The sequence below is a fragment of the Mycobacterium sp. pR1184 genome (assembly GCF_041287235.1).
In the GTDB taxonomy this organism is placed as follows: Bacteria; Actinomycetota; Actinomycetes; order Mycobacteriales; family Mycobacteriaceae; genus Mycobacterium.
In genome coordinates, this window is the sequence record NZ_JBGGKR010000023.1 from 19,313 (window position 1) to 35,044 (window position 15,732).

Consider the following 15,732-nt stretch of genomic DNA (forward strand, 5'->3'; position numbering starts at 1 on the left):
ACGCCTGATGGACTTCGCCTTCACCGAAGAACAAGAGACCATCAGCAAGTTGGCGCGTGAGCTGTTCGAGCGCCGCGCCACCCCGGAGCGACTGGCCGAGCTCGAAGCCGGCGAGACCCGCTTCGACGCCTCGCTCTGGAAGGAACTCGCGGCCGCCGACCTGCTGGGCACCGCGTTGCCGGAGTCGTTGGGCGGCTCCTGCGTTTCTGGCGGCGGCTTCGTGGAACTCGGCGTGCTGCTGGCCGAGGTCGGCTGGAGCGTGGCCCCGGTGCCGGCCTACGCGACCCTGGTGCTGGGCGCGGACCCGATCGCCCGCCACGGCAGTAGCGAGCAACAGCAGCGGTTCCTGCCCGGCGTCATCTCCGGAACTCGCATCCTGACCGCCGGACTGGCCGAACCCGGTCGTTCCGACCCGCGCAGGCCGGTCACCAAAGCCGTTCGCGACGGCCAGAACTGGCGCCTGGACGGGGCCAAGGAACTGGTGCCGGCCGCCCAGCTTGCCGACACCGTGCTGGTGCCCGCCACCACCGGCGACGGGCAGGTGAGCCTGTTCCTGCTGCCCAGCGACGCCCCAGGCGTCGAGATCCGACCGGTAGCGACCACCAACCGAGAACCGCATGCAGATATATTCCTTTGTGGTGCAACTGTTTCCGACGCCGACCGGTTGGACGCCCCGATCGAATCGTTGCAGACCCGGGCGCTGATCGGGTTGTGTGCGATCCAGCTCGGCGTCACCGAGCGGGCGTTGCGAATTGCCGCGGAATACACCAGCGGGCGCGAACAATTCGGGCGACCGATCGGCAGCTTCCAGGCCGTGCAGCAGCGGCTGGCCGACGCCTTCATCGACGTCGAAGCGATCCGCTGGACCACCTGGCATGCGGCCTGGCTGATCGCGAACGGACGCCCGGCAGATCGGGCGGCCCGCATCGCGAAATTCTGGGCCGCTGACGCCGGCGCACGGGTTGTCGCCACCGCCCAGCACGTTCACGGCGGCATCGGAATCGACATCACCTATCCCCTGCACCGCTATTTCCTTTGGGCCAAGCACAACGAGCTCACCCAGGGCTGCGCCTCCGCGCAGCTGGCCGATATCGGCAGCACCTATTGAGAAGGAAACCATGACGACGACCGCAACCCGCACCACCACCTTGAAGTGGGCCGACATCAACGTCGGGGACGAGGTCAGCCCACTCGAAATCCCGATCACCACAACGATGATCGTGGCCGGCGCGATCGCCTCGCGTGACTTCATGCCGGTGCACCACGACGTGGAGTACGCGAAGAAGCAGGGCTCACCCAACCTGTTCATGAACATCCTGACCACCAACGGATATTGCGTGCGCTTCCTGACGGATTGGGCCGGCCCCGAAGCGATGGTCAAGAATCTGTCGATTCGCTTGGGCGTGCCGTGCTTTCCCGACGATCCGCTGCGCTTCACCGGCAGCGTGACCGCCAAGACCGAAGGGACGGGCGGTGAGAACTTCGTCGAGGTCACCTTCGCCGGGGCCAACAGCCTTGGCAATCATGTCTCGGGGACGGCGATCCTCAGCCTGCTCGACGGAGCGGGCGCATGAGTCGGCTGCCCGGCGCTGCCGCGATCGTCGGCATCGGCCAGACCGAGTTCTCCAAGGAATCCGGGCGCAGTGAACTGCAATTGGCGTGCGAAGCGGTCAGCGCCGCACTCGACGATGCGGGCCTGGCGCCCGGCGACGTCGACGGCATGGTCACCTTCACGATGGACTCCAGCGACGAGATCGACATCGCCCGCAACGTGGGCATCGGCGATCTCAGCTTCTTTTCCCGCGTGCATCACGGCGGCGGCGCCGCGGCCGGCACCGTCGTGCATGCGGCGATGGCCGTCGCGACCGGGGTCGCCGACGTGGTGGTGTGCTGGCGCGCCTTCAACGAACGCTCCGGGTTCCGGTTCGGTGGCAGCGGGCGCAACATGGCCGAGACACCGCTGTTCATGGCACACTACGCACCCTTCGGATTGCTCACTCCCGCAGCGTGGGTCGCGATGCACGCCCAGCGCTACATGTCGACCTACGGCGTGACCAACGAGGATTTCGGCCGCATCGCCGTCGTCGATCGCAAACACGCCGCCACCAACCCCGACGCCTGGTTCTACCAGCGCCCGATCACGTTGGAGGACCACCAGAAGTCACGCTGGATCGTCGAACCCGTGCTGCGGCTGCTGGATTGCTGTCAGGAAAGCGACGGCGGTGTCGCGCTGGTGGTGACCAGCGCGCAGCGCGCTCGCGACCTGAAGCAACCGCCGGCGATCATCACGGCGGCCGCCCAGGGCGCGGCCGCCAACGGCGAGATGATGACCAGTTACTACCGCGACGACATCACCGGTCTCCCGGAGATGGGCGTGGTCGCCGACCGGCTGTGGCGTGACTCGGGCCTCAAGCCCCAGGACATCCAAACCGCCTTCATCTACGACCATTTCACGCCGTTCGTGTTCACCCAGCTCGAGGAACTAGGCTTCTGCGGGCGCGGTGAAGCCAAAGACTTCGCCACCGTGGAGCGACTGTCGCTTGGCGGGGAATTCCCGATCAACACCAACGGCGGGTTACTCGGCGAGGCCTACATCCACGGGATGAACGGCATCACCGAGGGCGTGCGGCAGGTCCGCGGAACGTCGTACAACCAGGTCGGCAACGTCGAACACGTGTTGGTCACCTCGGGCACCGGTGTTCCGACCAGTGGACTCATCCTGGCGCCGGCGGACTAGGCGCGGGTCGTAGAGGGGAGGACACCATGCCGAAGCTCGCACTGTTGACCGCGGTCGGGGGGCCGATCGAGCTTGCCGAGTTTCCGCTGTCCACACCGGCGCCGGGAACCGCCGCGCTGAAACTGCGGATGGCCGGGATCTGCGGGTCCGACCTGCACATCTATCGGGGCGAGCTGCCATTGCCGTGTCCGTACGCGATGGGCCATGAAATGGTCGGCGAGATCGCGGAGCTCGGCGAGGGGCTGAGTACCGATGCGACCGGCAAAGCACTTGCCGTCGGCGATCGCGTTGTGGCACCGTACTTTTGGTTCTGCGGCGAATGTCACGCCTGTGCGCGCGGCCGCTCGCACGCCTGCCAGAACCTGATGGCCGGTGAATACCGGACCCACGAGCAGGCGCCACACTTCGTCGGGGCCTACGGCGAGTACTACTACACCAGCCGACGGCAACCGCTTTACAAGGTGCCCGAGGGCCTTCCCGACGAGGCAGTCGCACCGCTCAATTGCGCACTGGCCCAGGTGTTGTTCGCGCTGCGCGATGTCCGGATGGGCGACAGCGTCGTGATCCAGGGCGCCGGCGGACTGGGCATCAACGCCGCCGCCGTCGCGCGTAGCGCGGGCGCCGCCGAAGTCATCGTCATCGACAAGATCACCGAACGGCTGGATGTGGCATCAGATTTCGGTGCCACGCACTGCATCGACGCGAGCGGCATCTCGACCGCCGAAGTCGCCGAACTGGTGCGGGCACTCACCGACGGCATCGGAGCCGACTGGGTGCTCGAGGTAGTCGGGGTGCCGGGTGTCATTCCCGATGGTGTCTCGTTCCTCAACAACGGCGGCACGCTGCTCGAGGTCGGCAACGTCGGAATGGGGCGGACCTTCGAACTCGATCCGAGCGCGCTGGTCTACGGCAACAAGTCGATTCGCGGTGTGATGCTTTACGACCCCATCACCTTGGCGATCGGTTTGTCCTTCCTGCAGCACAGCAGTTTTCCATTCAGCCGGCTGATGCCCGATCCTTTTCACCTGACCGACATCAACGACGCGTTTGCCTCCGCGGATGCCGGCCTGGTGCCCCGGGGGGCGCTGGTCCCATGACACATGCGTCGGCGTTGAGCCAGGCGGCCGATACCCGCGAGGTCATCATCGAGTCCGCGTTCGCCTGCTTCGGCAAGCAGGGTCTCCAAAAGGCCACGATCGTCGATATCGCCAAGCGAGCCGGGGTGTCGCGCAGCACCATCTACGAGTACTTCAGCGACAAGGCCGCGATTGTCGAGGCGTGCGCCGAGCATGCGTCCGAGTGGTTCTATCGCGAGATGTCCATGGCGATGGACAGAGGTGGCACCCTTGAGGACAAGCTCTGTGCCGCGGCGGTGTTCGTGACGCAGGCGCGACGGGTCATGGCCTCCGAGGAGTACTTCGACGAGGAAGCGATCAGCCTGCTGCTGACCAAGGACGCGGCCGTGCTGTTGCGGGAATGCGTGGACTTCCTCTCGCCCTATCTGTCCGCGGCCAAGCTGACCGGCGAAGTCCGTAAGGACCTCGACATCGAAGCAGCGGGCGAATGGTTCGCCCGAATCCTGTTCTCGTTGTTCAGCACGCCGTCGCCGATCCGGGATATGGACGACCCTGACGTCGTCACCGAATTCGTCTGCGCGCATGTGGTGCGTGGGTTCGCCAATGAGCGGGCGCCGAGTGTGCGCCGGCGGCTTTGAGTGCGCATCCGGCGCTGCCACGGACATCGGAGGTTAACCGCGCCGGCCGGCCTTCGTCGACGATCGGGACTTTCGGCCCTCGCGACGGCGGCCCCCGTCATACACACTGCACATCATGAGCACTCACTACGAGGCACGCCCTGCCGCAGGCGAATACAGCACCGAAGACGACAACCAACTTCAACCAGAAGACAGCCTCATTGACCGCGGTGTGGACGACATTCTCGACGAGGGCTACTCGCCGCCCGAGCAACCGTATGGGCCCGGTGCATTTGGCCCGTCTGAAAGCATGGACCAGCTGCTCGCCGAAGAAGAACCGGATCCGGCGTCGCGACTCAATGTGCTGTTCGATGAAGCAGAGCGACAACGCTCCGATGAAGCAGAACGCGAAGCCGAATTTGCCCGGCGACGCGAGGTCGGTCGAGTTCGAGCGGGCCGGCTTATAGCCGCGGACCAGGGTTTTGGCGAGGACACCGAGGCAGAGTTGGTCGCCGAGGACGTCGGTATCTGTGGTGGCGCCGCCTCTGCCGAAGAAGCCGCGGTTCACATCATCGACGACGAGATCGACGGCATCGAAGACGAAGATTAGCCACCCGGCAGGTTGAGAAGGACTGTTGCCACCATGAAAATGTGGGTCCAACTCGAGGGCCACGACGAAGACGACGAATATCCGGACGACGCCACCTACGAAGTACTCACCGGCGGCGTTCTAAAGGTGAACAGCGGCAACGATATTCACCTCTACGGTCCGGCGTACTGGCAAGAGGTCACGATCGACACCCGCCTCGCCGCTGCGCATGACGAGCACGCCGAACGAATCGACGACGAGCTCAAATGGCAGTGAGCCGGCGGTAGCTGCTCGTGGCCGTGACGCTACGCCTATGCGAGTGCGTGAGCTCAGTGGCCGCGCTGCGCCAGCGCCCGCAGGAAGAACGTCAGGTTGGCGGGGCGCTCGGCGAGCCGGCGCATGAAGTAGCCGTACCACTGGGTGCCGAAGGGCACATAGACTCGAACATGATGACCGGCGTCGGCCAGTAGGCGCTGTTCGTCGTCGCGGATTCCGTACAGCATCTGGTACTCGAATTCGCCGGTGCCACGGCCTGATTCGTTGAGCAGCGCTGGCACCGCCGCGATGATGGCGGGGTCGTGCGAGGCTACCATCGGATACCCCGAGCCGGCCATAAGCACCCGCAGGCAAGACAGATAGGAGTCGGTGACCTCGTCGCGGCCCCGGTAAGCCACCGCCGCCGGCTCGTCGTAGGCGCCCTTGCACAGCCGGATCCGGGCTCCGCAAGCGGCGAACTCCCGGCAGTCGCCCAGCGTGCGCTTCAGGTACGCCTGTAAAACAGTTCCCAGCCAGGGAAATTCGGTTCGCAGTTCGCGCACGATGGATAGCGTCGAATCGGTCGTGGTGTGGTTCTCGGCGTCCACCGTCACCCACACCCCGGCTCGCTGCGCGGCGTCGCAGATCGACCAGGCGTTCTCCCGGGCCACCTTTTCTCCGTCGCGCTCCAGCGACTGCCCCAGCGCCGACAGCTTGACCGAGACCTCCAGCGGCCGGATTCGCTCACCCGGAAAATCCAGGCGGCCCAGCCGCTCGATCAGGTCGAGGTAGACGCGCACGGCCGCGTCGGCGCCGTCGGCGTTCACGACGTCCTCCCCCAGATAGTCGATGCTGACCAGGCGCCTCGAAGAGCGCAGCGCAACAACGCTATTCAGTGCGGACTCGATCGTCTCGCCGGGTACGAAGCGGTGCACCACCTTACGGGTGACCGGCAGCCCTTCGGCGGCGCGGCGCAGACCCGGACGCCGGCTGGCGGCCATGATCGCCGGTCGCAGCGTGGTGGCGAACACGCCGGCCATCAGTCGGACCCCATGTGCGGGTAGGTGTGGTGCGTGGCCGGGACGAATGTCTCCTTGATGGTGCGCGCCGACGTCCAGCGCAGCAGGTTCAGCACTGAGCCGGCCTTGTCGTTGGTCCCCGAGCCTCGCGACCCGCCGAACGGCTGGCGCCCGACGACGGCCCCGGTCGGTTTGTCGTTGACGTAGAAGTTGCCCGCCGCGAAACGCAGCCGCTCCTGCGCGGTGAGCACGGCCTGACGGTCGTCGGCGATCACCGCACCGGTCAGCGCGTAACGCGATCCCGCGTCGATCACGTCGAGGATGCGTTCGTAGGAATCGTCGGGGTAGACGTGGACGGAAAGCAGCGGGCCGAAGTACTCGGTCGAGAACGCCTCGTCGGTCGGGTCGTCGGACAGCAGCACGGTCGGGCGCACGAAATAGCCGACGCTGTCGTCGTATTCGCCGCCGACCGCGATCGTGACACCGGCCGCGCCCTTGGCCCGCTCGATCGCGTTGACGTTCTTGTCGAAGGCCCGCCGGTCGATCAGGGCGCCACCGTAGTTGGTCAAGTCGGTGATGTCGCCGTAGCTCAGCCCGGCCGTCGCGCCCAGGAAGTCGTCACCCATACGTTGCCATACCGAATGCGGGATGAACGCCCGCGATGCCGCCGAGCACTTCTGGCCCTGGTAGTCGAACGCGCCGCGAATCAGCGCCGTGCACAACACCTCCGGGCGCGCCGAGGTGTGCGCGACCACGAAGTCCTTACCGCCGGTCTCGCCCACCAGTCGCGGATAGCTCTGGTAGCGGCCGATATTGGTGCCCACCTGCTGCCACAGGTGCTGGAACGTGGCCGTCGATCCGGTGAAGTGAATTCCGGCCAGCCGCGGATCGGCCAGTGCCACATCGGAAACCGCGAAGCCGTCACCGGTGACCAGGTTGATCACCCCGGGCGGTAAGCCGGCAGCCTCGAGCAGCTGCATGGTCAGATACGCCGACAGCGTCTGGGTGATCGACGGCTTCCACACCACGGTGTTGCCCATCAGCGCGGGCGCCGTCGGCAGGTTGCCCGCGATCGAGGTGAAGTTGAACGGCGAGATCGCGTAGACGAATCCGTCCAGCGGGCGGTACTCGCTGCGGTTCCATTCCCCCGGCCCGCTGACCGGCTGTTGCGCCAGGATCTGACGGGCGAAGGCCACGTTGAACCGCCAGAAGTCGATCTGCTCGCACGGCGAATCGATCTCGGCCTGGTAGGCGGACTTGGACTGGCCAAGCATCGTCGCGGCGGCGATCTTCTCCCGCCACGGGCCCGCGAGCAGGTCGGCGGCGCGCAGGAACACCGCGGCGCGCTCGTCGAAAGGCAGGGCCGCCCAGTCGTGCTTGGCAGCCATCGCGGCTTCGACCGCCGCCGTCGCGTCGGCGTGCCCGGCGTTGGTCAGGGTGCCCAGCGTGGCGGCGTGCCGATGGGGCTGCACGACGTCGATGCGTTCACCGTCGCCCATTTTGTGTACGCCGGCGATGACGTGCGGGAGTTCGATCGGATGACCCGCCAGCGCGGCCAGTTCGGTTTGCAGGCGGGCGCGTTCGGGCGAGCGGGGGGCGTAGTCGTGGACCGGCTCGTTGACCGGTGTCGGAACCTGCGTAATCGCATCCATGGTGCCCAGGATCCTCGGCGCAACCCATCATCCTGTTAGCTGATCGGACAAGATCGGTCACCATTCGTAGTAAAATCGAACAACATGCGGTCGCCCGGGGTCGGACTGGGCCAGCTGCTGCTCGCGCTGGATGCGACGCTGGTCAGCCTGGCCGAGGCGCCGCGTGGCCTGGACCTGCCGGTGCGATCGGCGGCGCTGATCGACTCCGACGACGTCCGGCTGGGCCTGGCGGCGGCAGCGAGCTCCGCCGATGTGTTCTTCCTGCTGGGTGTCGCCTTGAAGGAAGAGGACGAGGCGCTGCGCTGGATCGACAAGCAGGCACGCGAGCGCGTCCCGGTGGCGATATTCGCCAAAGAGCCGTCGGCCGCACTGGTGACCAGGGCGGTAGCGATCGGGTCGGCGGTCGTGGCCGTCGAGCCGCAGGCCCGCTGGGAGCGGCTGTACCAATTGGTCAACTACGTGCTGGAACACCACGGCGATCGCACCGATCCGACGGAAGACTCCGGCACCGATCTGTTCGGCTTGGCGCAGTCGCTCGCCGATCGCATCCACGGCATGGTCAGCATCGAAGACGCGCAGTCGCACGTGCTCGCCTACTCGGCCTCCAACGACGAGGCCGACGAACTGCGCCGGCTGTCCATCCTGGGCCGGGCCGGACCGCCCGAGCACCTCAAATGGATCGGCCAGTGGGGAATCTTCGACGCGCTGCGGGCCAACGCCGAGGTGGTCCGCGTCGACGAGCGCCCGGAGTTGGGTCTGCGTCCACGGTTGGCGATCGGGATCTACCAGCCGCCGGCCGGGCCGCGGCGTCCGCCGGTGTTCGCCGGCACCATCTGGGTGCAACAGGGGTCGGCGCCATTGGCCGACGACGCCGAGGAGATCCTGCGTGGCGCGGCAGTGCTGGCCGCTCGCATCATGTTTCGGCTCGCAGCCCGACCGTCAACGCATGCGCGACGGGTCCAGCAGTTGCTCGGTCTGATTGACACCGATGCGGCCGACGTGGCGACGATCGCCCGCGAGCTGGGCTTGGCCGCCGACGGTGCCGCGGCGCTGATCGGTTGGGACGCCACCGACACCGGATCCCGTCACGCGCGGCTTGGCGACGTTTTGGCGTTGAGTACCAGCGCTTTTCGGCGCGACGCTCAAATCGCCTCGCAAGGCTCGCGAATCTATGTACTGCTGCCCGAGACGTCGACATCCCGGTCGGTGACGTCGTGGGTGCGCGGCACGATCAGCGCGTTGCGCGCCGAACTCGGTGTCGAGCTGCGGGCCGCCATCGCCGCGCCGGTCGCCGGCCTTGCCGGGGTCGCCGCGGCACGCAGCGAGGTCGATCGAGTGCTCGATAGCGCTGAGCGACACCCGGTTTCGATTGGGCAGGTGACGACGCTGGCCGAGGCGCGCACCACCGTCCTGCTCGACGAGATTGTCACGACGATCGGAACCGACGAGCGGTTGGTCGATCCGCGGATACGCGATCTGCGAGCGCGGGATCCCGTGCTGGCCGAGACGCTGCGGGCCTACCTGGACAGCTTCGGCGACATCGCCACGGCCGCATACTGGTTGCAGGTGCATCCCAACACGGTTCGTTATCGGGTACGCCGGATCGAAAAGCTATTGGCGACGTCGCTGGGTGATCCCGAAGTGCGGCTGGTCTTTTCGCTGGGGCTGCGGGTGCTGGAGCGCTCGAGCGGCTAGCGGCGGCCGGTCGGCGTCGGGCGGTTGGCGGGCGGCGTCGGGCGGTTGGCGGGCGGCGGCCGCCGCCTGGCGTTATCCACAGTCCGGTGTCTATCCACAACCTGCGACCCTGCCAAAAGTTTGAGTCAATAGAGTTCGCTATATTCGAAAGTATGTTCGATAGCGATCGCGCGGTAGTGGCCAGCATCACCGAATGCGCCCGGGCCGAAGCGGCGGCCGCGGCCCGCAAACTGCAGGCTATCGCCGAGTTGGTGCGCCTGCGTGCCGACGGTCCGGTGGATCGCGGCAGCTGGTCGTGTGACAACTGGGATGCGATCGCTGCGGAAGTTGCTGCCGCGCAAGGGATTAGCCATGGCACGGCATCCGGGCAGATGTATCTCGCAGTGGCGTTGCGAGACCGACTGCCCCGGGTGGCGGCCCTGTTCGCCGAAGGCGTCCTCAGCGCACGGTTGGCCACGGCGTTGGTGTGGCGTACCGACCTGATCACCGACCCGCGAACTCTGCAGATCGTCGACGCGGCACTTGCCAGTGCGGCCGTGCGGTTCGGGCCACTCTCGGCCGCCAAGAGCAGCCAGGCGATCGACGCGATCGTCGACCGCCACGATCCCGCGGCGGTGCGCCGTACCCGGGCCGCCGCCCGCGGGCGTGATGTGGTGATCAGCCCCGGCGACAGTAACACCGGCACCGCGGCGCTGTGGGGCTCCCTATTCGCAACCGACGCAGCCGTGTTGGACCGGCGGTTGACTCAGATGGCACATCAGGTGTGCGACAGTGACCCCCGCACGCTGGCGCAACGTCGCGCCGATGCGCTGGGCGCGCTGGCCGCCGGTTCCGATCTACTGGCGTGCACATGTGGAGCACCCGAGTGTCCAGCCGCCCTCGACACCGACCCACGCGCCGGCGCCGTGATGATTCATGTCATCGCCGAGGAAGCCGCCCTGGGCGCCATCCCGGATCCATGCATCTCGGGCGAACTCCCAAGCCGCCCGCTCACTGCGGATACACCGCTGCACGTCGCGCTGGCCCCGGACCCCGAACCACCCGCGCCGAAGTGGACACCCGCCGCCCATATCCGCGGCGGCGGTATGGTCCCGGCGCCGCTGTTGGGGGAACTCATCCGCACTGGCGCCAAGGTGCGGCCAGTGGTCCACCCCGCCGAGGCCTGTTCCGAGGCGGGCTACCACCCGTCGGCGGGGTTGGACCGTTACGTCCGGTGCCGGGATTTGACCTGCCGCTTCCCCGGTTGCGATCGTCCCGCGGAATATTGCGATCTGGACCATACGATCCCCTACCCGCTAGGGCCGACGCATCCGTCGAACCTCAAGTGTCTATGCCGAAAACACCATCTTTTGAAGACTTTCTGGACCAGCTGGCACGACGAGCAACGGCCCGATGGAACCGTCGTGTGGACGACACCGAGCGGGCAGACGTACGTCACTCGTCCGGGCAGTCGTCTGCTGTTTCCGGCACTGTGCCTTCCCACCGGTCAATTACCCACTACTCCAAAGAGTGAGCATCCGCCGGGCGGTCGTGGTGTCCTCATGCCGAGACGTCGCCGAACCCGAGAACAAGATCGCGCATATCGCATCGAGGCCGAACGCTCGCTGAATGTCGGCCCCAGATAACTCACTGAATGCCAAGTGCGCCTGGGTTTTTCGCGGCGGCCGCAGCGCGCTCGCCGGCACCGGGGCTTGACCTGCGCTTTCCGAAGTGCGAGGGTCCAACCAGCGATAGCGAAAAGCCGAGCGCGGGAGGTTGGATGAGCGCTTCGAGTGCTCAAGGCCGGATAACGAAATTGTCTGTGGCCCTGGCAGTTATTGCCATGGCTGCGGCGGGAGTGCCGGCCAACGCGACGCCCGGTGCGCCGGTCTTGCCCAACACGTTCGGTTCCGATCTGCCCACTGGTCCCGACGATCCCCGATGCCTACAGTATCCCGGGTTCGCCGCGTGTCAGGGCGGCCCGTATTGGGTGGGGCCACCGACACCGTCCCCACCCCCGGGACCGCCCACTGGCCCGCTCGACCCCCAATGCACCTTGTATCCCGCCGATGCGGCATGCGTGGGAAGCCCATTCCTGCCGCCCTCCCCGCCGGTGGCCCCGCCTCCACCACCACCGCCGCCGGTAGTCGCGCCGCCGGTCGAGCCGATCGCACCCCCGCCGGTCCAGCCGATCGCACCACCGCCGATCGCACCCCCACGGGTGGAACCGATCGCCCCGCCGCCGGAAATTCCGGGACGCATCTAGATCCGGCCGATCCAGCCACCGTCGACGCGATCAAGCCAGAATGGGTGCTCACCAGCAAACTTGACGAGAGTCGAGGGATTTCGCTGCTGAATTATGCTCAGCGTGAACGTAATTCTGCGTGTTGCAGGGGATTTGCATCCGGCTAGGCTTTGCTGGTGGCACACAATCCGTCGTCCTATTTGGTGCTGGCCTCCCAGCGCAGTGGCAGCACGCTACTCGTCGAATCGCTGCGGGCGACCGGCGTGGCCGGCGAACCCCAAGAGTTCTTCCAATATCTGCCCAAGACCAGCCAGGCGCCCCAACCGCGGGAGTGGTTCGCCGGCGTCGACGACGAGTCGATCCTGCGCCTGCTCGATCCGCTCGACGAAGGGAAGCCGGACCTCGCGCCCCCGGAAATCTGGCGCGACTACATCCGCACCGTCGGCAGGACGCCCAACGGTGTGTGGGGCGGCAAGCTGATGTGGAACCAGACGCCGCTGCTGCTGGAGCGCGCCGATGGCCTGCCCAATCGGTCGGGCGACGGACTGCTCGCGGCGATCCGCGATGTCGTCGGCGAGGACCCGCTGCTGGTTTATGTCTATCGGCCCGATGTGGTGTCGCAGGCGGTGTCGTTCTGGCGCGCCGTACAAACCCGGGTCTGGCGCGGTCGGCCCGACCCGGTCCGTGACGCGCGCGCCACCTACCACGCCGGAGCCATCGCGCATGTCATCACGATGCTGCGGGCCCAGGAGCAGGGTTGGCGCAACTGGTTCGCCGAAGAAGACGTCAAGCCCCTGGAGATCCCGTATCCGGTGTTGTGGCGCAATCTGACTCAAGTCGTCGGCAATATTCTCGAAGGGTTGGGCCTGGATCCCAACCTGGCGCCCGAGCCGGTGCTGGAGCGTCAAGCCGACAAACGTTCCGACGAATGGGTAGATCGCTACCGGGTCGACGCCGAACGAGAGGGGCTACCGACATGACCACCACAACCGACACCCGCGTCGACGAATTGCGACTGCTGGAAGCAGAAGCGGTACACATCATCCGTGAGGTCGTCGCCGAGCTGGAGCGGCCCGTCCTGCTGTTCTCGGCCGGCAAGGACTCGATCGTGCTGCTTCGCTTGGCGGAGAAGGCATTTCGACCGCTCCCGTTGCCGATTCCGGTACTGCACGTCGACACCGGACACAATTTTCCCGAGGTCATCGAATTCCGGGACCGCAGGGTCTGCGGGGCTGGACACAAGCTGATCGTCGCGTCGGTTCAGGAGTCCATCGACAACGGCCGGGTCCCCGACCCCGGTCCCGGCGCCTCGCGCAACCGGGCTCAGACGCGCACGCTGCTCGACGCGCTGGAGGCCGGTGAGTTCGACGCGGCCTTCGGCGGCGCGCGCCGCGACGAGGAACGCGCCCGCGCCAAGGAACGAATCCTGAGCTTCCGCGACGAGTTCGGCCAGTGGGATCCCCGGGCACAGCGACCGGAGCCCTGGTCGCTGTACAACGGCCGGATCAAAAAGGGCGAGCAAGTGCGGGTGTTTCCGCTGAGCAACTGGACCGAGATCGACGTATGGCGCTACATCGAGCTGGAAGACCTTGAGATACCGTCGATTTACTACGCGCACGAACGCGAGGTGTTCGAGCGTGACGGCATCCTGCTGGCCGTCTCGGAATACACCAGTCCGCAAAACGGCGAAATCGCAGCGACGGAATGGGTGCGCTATCGCACCGTCGGGGACCTGACCATCACCGGGGCGGTGCGCTCGCGGGCGACCGACATCGCCCGGGTGATCACCGACATCTCGGCCGCGACAGTGTCCGAGCGCGGCGAGACGCGAGCCGACGACCGCACGTCGGCCGCCGCGATGGAAGACCGCAAGCGAGAGGGCTACTTCTGATGACGGCTACCGAGAACGCCGCAAAGCATTTGCCGCACAAGGGAATCACGCGTCAGCTGTTGCGCATCGCCACTGCGGGTTCGGTCGACGACGGCAAGAGCACGCTGATCGGGCGACTGCTGCACGACACCGACAGCCTGCCGCTGGACCACCTCGAGGCGGTGACGGACGAGGAGGGCATCGCCGACCTCGCCGCGCTGTCGGACGGTCTGCGCGCCGAACGCGAGCAGGGCATCACGATCGACGTCGCCTACCGGTTCTTCTCCACCGCCACCCGCAGCTACATCCTGGCCGACACGCCGGGCCACGAGCGCTACACCCGCAACATGTTCACCGGCGCGTCCAACGCCCACGTGGCCATCCTGCTGGTCGACGCCCGGGCCGGAGTGCTGCGCCAGACCCGCAGGCACGCCCGGATCGCGAAGTTGTTGGGCATCAAGCACTTTGTCGCGACCGTCAACAAGATCGACCTGATCGACTTCGACGAGGCCGGGTTTGCCAAGGTGGAAGACGAGCTGCGGCAGTTGGCGGCACGCCTGGGCGAGGTGGACATCACGGTCATTCCGATCGCGGCCAAGCACGGCGACAACGTCGTCCAGCATTCCGAGAACACACCGTGGTACAGCGGCCCCACCCTGCTGGAGTACCTGGAGGGAATCGAACTGGCCGCACCGAACGCCGAGCCGTCGCGGCTGCGCCTGCCCGTGCAATGGGTTTCGCGTCCCACCGCGGACGTGCGACGCCGCTACACGGGACGACTGGCAGCGGGAACACTGTCCGTCGGCGACCCGGTGATCTCGCTGCCCGCCGGCACCCGCTCGACGGTGACCGGGCTGGACACCCTCGACGAGGAGCGCACCACAGGCGTTGCGCCGCTGTCGGTTTCGATCGAGTTAGCCGACGACATCGACGTGGGCCGCGGGGATGTGCTGGTCAGCGGGGCCGACGACGCGGTGCTGCCGGTGCCGGCCCGGGAACTGGACGCGACCGTGTGCTGGTTCATCGACACCCCGCTGCGAGCCGGCGACCGGCTGGCCCTCAAGCAGACCGCCAAAACCGTGCGAGCCACCGTGCAGGAACTGCACTCGCGACTGGATCCCGAGACACTAGACGAGCTCGACCAGCCAGTTGAGCTGGCGCTCAACGACATCGGCACCGTGACCCTGCGAACCAGCTCGGTCGTCATCGCCGACAGTTACACCGACAATCGCGACACCGGCGCGTTCATCCTGATCGACGAGACCACGAATGACACGGTCGGCGCCGGCACCATCATCGAGGCGCGAGAGGTCAAGCCGGGCGCCCACTCACGCACCGACATTCGCTGGCATCCCTCGGCGCTGGACCGTGGCCACCGATGGCACGCCACCGGACAGGCCGGGGCGACCATCTGGTTCACCGGTCTGCCCGCCTCCGGCAAGTCCACCGTCGCGGTCGCCGTCGAGCGCGCGCTGGTCGAATCCGGGCGGATGGCCTATCTGCTCGACGGCGACAACCTGCGGCACGGCCTCTCGGACGATTTGGGCTTCTCCCCCGGTGATCGCACCGAAAACATCAGGCGGGTCGGGCATTTGACTCGGCTGCTGGCCGACGCAGGCGTGGTCGCACTGGCCTCGCTGGTGTCACCGCTGAAGTCGGACCGGGACACCGCACGCGCTCTCAACGACGCCGCCAAGTTGCCGTTCATCGAGGTGCACGTCGCGACCTCACTGGCCGAATGCGAAAGACGGGACCCCAAAGGCCTTTACGCGCGGGCCCGCAAGGGCGAGCTCAAGGGACTGACCGGTGTCGACGCGCCCTATGAACCGCCGGAGAATCCCGACCTGGTGCTCGACACGTCTGGCGCCGACATCGACGAGCTCGCCGCCCGGGTCATCGCGTTGCTCGACGAACGCAGCCCGCAGCGGCCCGTCACCTAGATTCAGCGCGAGCTAATCACTTGGTCCGCGACGCCGGGCCCGGCAGTATGCGTGCGTG

General features: G+C 66.8%; 15 protein-coding genes. 13 read left to right on the forward strand and 2 right to left on the reverse strand.

The window, feature by feature from the left end; translation table 11 throughout:
* Window positions 1-7 precede the first annotated feature (7 nt).
* From ACAG21_RS27625 to ACAG21_RS27655, 7 genes are all read left to right on the forward strand, one after another.
* Complete coding sequence (locus ACAG21_RS27625) at window positions 8-1,108, forward strand: acyl-CoA dehydrogenase family protein (RefSeq protein ID WP_370499439.1); 1,101 nt, start codon at window positions 8-10, stop codon at window positions 1,106-1,108.
* A gap of 10 nt (window positions 1,109-1,118) precedes the next feature.
* Window positions 1,119-1,574 carry a MaoC family dehydratase gene (locus ACAG21_RS27630; RefSeq protein ID WP_370499440.1) on the forward strand — a complete coding sequence of 152 codons (456 nt, stop codon included), beginning with the start codon at window positions 1,119-1,121 and terminating at the stop codon, window positions 1,572-1,574.
* Window positions 1,571-2,737: a lipid-transfer protein gene (locus tag ACAG21_RS27635; protein ID WP_370499441.1), complete on the forward strand. Its 1,167-nt coding sequence runs from the start codon at window positions 1,571-1,573 to the stop codon at window positions 2,735-2,737. The genes ACAG21_RS27630 and ACAG21_RS27635 overlap by 4 nt, the downstream gene beginning before the upstream one ends.
* A gap of 26 nt (window positions 2,738-2,763) precedes the next feature.
* A complete protein-coding gene (locus ACAG21_RS27640) occupies window positions 2,764-3,834 on the forward strand; it encodes a zinc-binding dehydrogenase (RefSeq protein WP_370499442.1) in 1,071 nt (356 codons plus the stop codon).
* Entirely contained in the window at window positions 3,831-4,451 is a 621-nt protein-coding gene (locus tag ACAG21_RS27645) for a TetR/AcrR family transcriptional regulator (RefSeq protein WP_370499443.1), read from the forward strand. Before ACAG21_RS27640 ends, ACAG21_RS27645 begins: the two co-directional genes overlap by 4 nt.
* A 115-nt stretch (window positions 4,452-4,566) precedes the next feature.
* Window positions 4,567-5,040, forward strand: a complete 474-nt coding sequence (locus tag ACAG21_RS27650) for a DUF5709 domain-containing protein (RefSeq protein ID WP_370499444.1) — start codon at window positions 4,567-4,569, stop codon at window positions 5,038-5,040.
* Window positions 5,041-5,073: 33 nt separating this feature from the next.
* Complete coding sequence (locus tag ACAG21_RS27655; protein ID WP_370499445.1) at window positions 5,074-5,295, forward strand: hypothetical protein; 222 nt, start codon at window positions 5,074-5,076, stop codon at window positions 5,293-5,295.
* 53 nt (window positions 5,296-5,348) lie between these two features.
* Here ACAG21_RS27655 and ACAG21_RS27660 read toward each other — a convergent pair whose 3' ends face one another.
* The gene (locus ACAG21_RS27660) at window positions 5,349-6,314 is read right to left on the reverse strand and encodes a proline dehydrogenase family protein (RefSeq protein WP_370499446.1); all 966 of its coding nucleotides are present in this window, start codon (window positions 6,312-6,314) and stop codon (window positions 5,349-5,351) included.
* The gene (pruA, locus tag ACAG21_RS27665) at window positions 6,314-7,945 is read right to left on the reverse strand and encodes an L-glutamate gamma-semialdehyde dehydrogenase (protein WP_370499447.1); all 1,632 of its coding nucleotides are present in this window, start codon (window positions 7,943-7,945) and stop codon (window positions 6,314-6,316) included. Before pruA ends, ACAG21_RS27660 begins: the two co-directional genes overlap by 1 nt.
* Before the next feature lie 84 nt (window positions 7,946-8,029).
* On the opposite strand from pruA, the gene ACAG21_RS27670 reads away from it, so the two are divergent.
* The 6 genes from ACAG21_RS27670 to cysC all read left to right on the forward strand — a co-directional run bounded on the left by ACAG21_RS27670 (window position 8,030) and on the right by cysC (window position 15,674).
* Window positions 8,030-9,640, forward strand: coding sequence for a PucR family transcriptional regulator (locus ACAG21_RS27670; RefSeq protein WP_370499448.1), 1,611 nt, complete (start codon window positions 8,030-8,032; stop codon window positions 9,638-9,640).
* Window positions 9,641-9,792: 152 nt separating this feature from the next.
* Window positions 9,793-11,265 (forward strand): DUF222 domain-containing protein, encoded by a 1,473-nt coding sequence (locus ACAG21_RS27675; protein WP_370499449.1) that lies wholly within the window; start codon window positions 9,793-9,795, stop codon window positions 11,263-11,265.
* A 197-nt stretch (window positions 11,266-11,462) separates the two neighbouring features.
* Window positions 11,463-11,885: a hypothetical protein gene (locus ACAG21_RS27680; protein WP_370499450.1), complete on the forward strand. Its 423-nt coding sequence runs from the start codon at window positions 11,463-11,465 to the stop codon at window positions 11,883-11,885.
* Window positions 11,886-12,040: 155 nt separating this feature from the next.
* Window positions 12,041-12,844 (forward strand): Stf0 family sulfotransferase, encoded by an 804-nt coding sequence (locus ACAG21_RS27685; RefSeq protein WP_370499451.1) that lies wholly within the window; start codon window positions 12,041-12,043, stop codon window positions 12,842-12,844.
* Window positions 12,841-13,755, forward strand: coding sequence for a sulfate adenylyltransferase subunit CysD (gene cysD, locus ACAG21_RS27690; RefSeq protein WP_370499452.1), 915 nt, complete (start codon window positions 12,841-12,843; stop codon window positions 13,753-13,755). Before ACAG21_RS27685 ends, cysD begins: the two co-directional genes overlap by 4 nt.
* Entirely contained in the window at window positions 13,755-15,674 is a 1,920-nt protein-coding gene (cysC, locus tag ACAG21_RS27695) for an adenylyl-sulfate kinase (protein ID WP_370499453.1), read from the forward strand. The genes cysD and cysC overlap by 1 nt, the downstream gene beginning before the upstream one ends.
* Window positions 15,675-15,732: the final 58 nt, after the last annotated feature.

What these genes read in the sequence shown, in the direction of transcription:
- ACAG21_RS27625 (WP_370499439.1), top strand. Translation starts at nt 8, where the DNA reads ATGGACTTCGCCTTCACCGAAGAACAAGAGACCATCAGCAAGTTGGCG.
- ACAG21_RS27630 (WP_370499440.1), top strand. Translation starts at nt 1,119, where the DNA reads ATGACGACGACCGCAACCCGCACCACCACCTTGAAGTGGGCCGACATC.
- ACAG21_RS27635 (WP_370499441.1), top strand. Translation starts at nt 1,571, where the DNA reads ATGAGTCGGCTGCCCGGCGCTGCCGCGATCGTCGGCATCGGCCAGACC.
- ACAG21_RS27640 (WP_370499442.1), top strand. Translation starts at nt 2,764, where the DNA reads ATGCCGAAGCTCGCACTGTTGACCGCGGTCGGGGGGCCGATCGAGCTT.
- ACAG21_RS27645 (WP_370499443.1), top strand. Translation starts at nt 3,831, where the DNA reads ATGACACATGCGTCGGCGTTGAGCCAGGCGGCCGATACCCGCGAGGTC.
- ACAG21_RS27650 (WP_370499444.1), top strand. Translation starts at nt 4,567, where the DNA reads ATGAGCACTCACTACGAGGCACGCCCTGCCGCAGGCGAATACAGCACC.
- ACAG21_RS27655 (WP_370499445.1), top strand. Translation starts at nt 5,074, where the DNA reads ATGAAAATGTGGGTCCAACTCGAGGGCCACGACGAAGACGACGAATAT.
- ACAG21_RS27660 (WP_370499446.1), bottom strand. Translation starts at nt 6,314, where the DNA reads ATGGCCGGCGTGTTCGCCACCACGCTGCGACCGGCGATCATGGCCGCC.
- pruA (WP_370499447.1), bottom strand. Translation starts at nt 7,945, where the DNA reads ATGGATGCGATTACGCAGGTTCCGACACCGGTCAACGAGCCGGTCCAC.
- ACAG21_RS27670 (WP_370499448.1), top strand. Translation starts at nt 8,030, where the DNA reads ATGCGGTCGCCCGGGGTCGGACTGGGCCAGCTGCTGCTCGCGCTGGAT.
- ACAG21_RS27675 (WP_370499449.1), top strand. Translation starts at nt 9,793, where the DNA reads ATGTTCGATAGCGATCGCGCGGTAGTGGCCAGCATCACCGAATGCGCC.
- ACAG21_RS27680 (WP_370499450.1), top strand. Translation starts at nt 11,463, where the DNA reads ATGGCTGCGGCGGGAGTGCCGGCCAACGCGACGCCCGGTGCGCCGGTC.
- cysD (WP_370499452.1), top strand. Translation starts at nt 12,841, where the DNA reads ATGACCACCACAACCGACACCCGCGTCGACGAATTGCGACTGCTGGAA.
- cysC (WP_370499453.1), top strand. Translation starts at nt 13,755, where the DNA reads ATGACGGCTACCGAGAACGCCGCAAAGCATTTGCCGCACAAGGGAATC.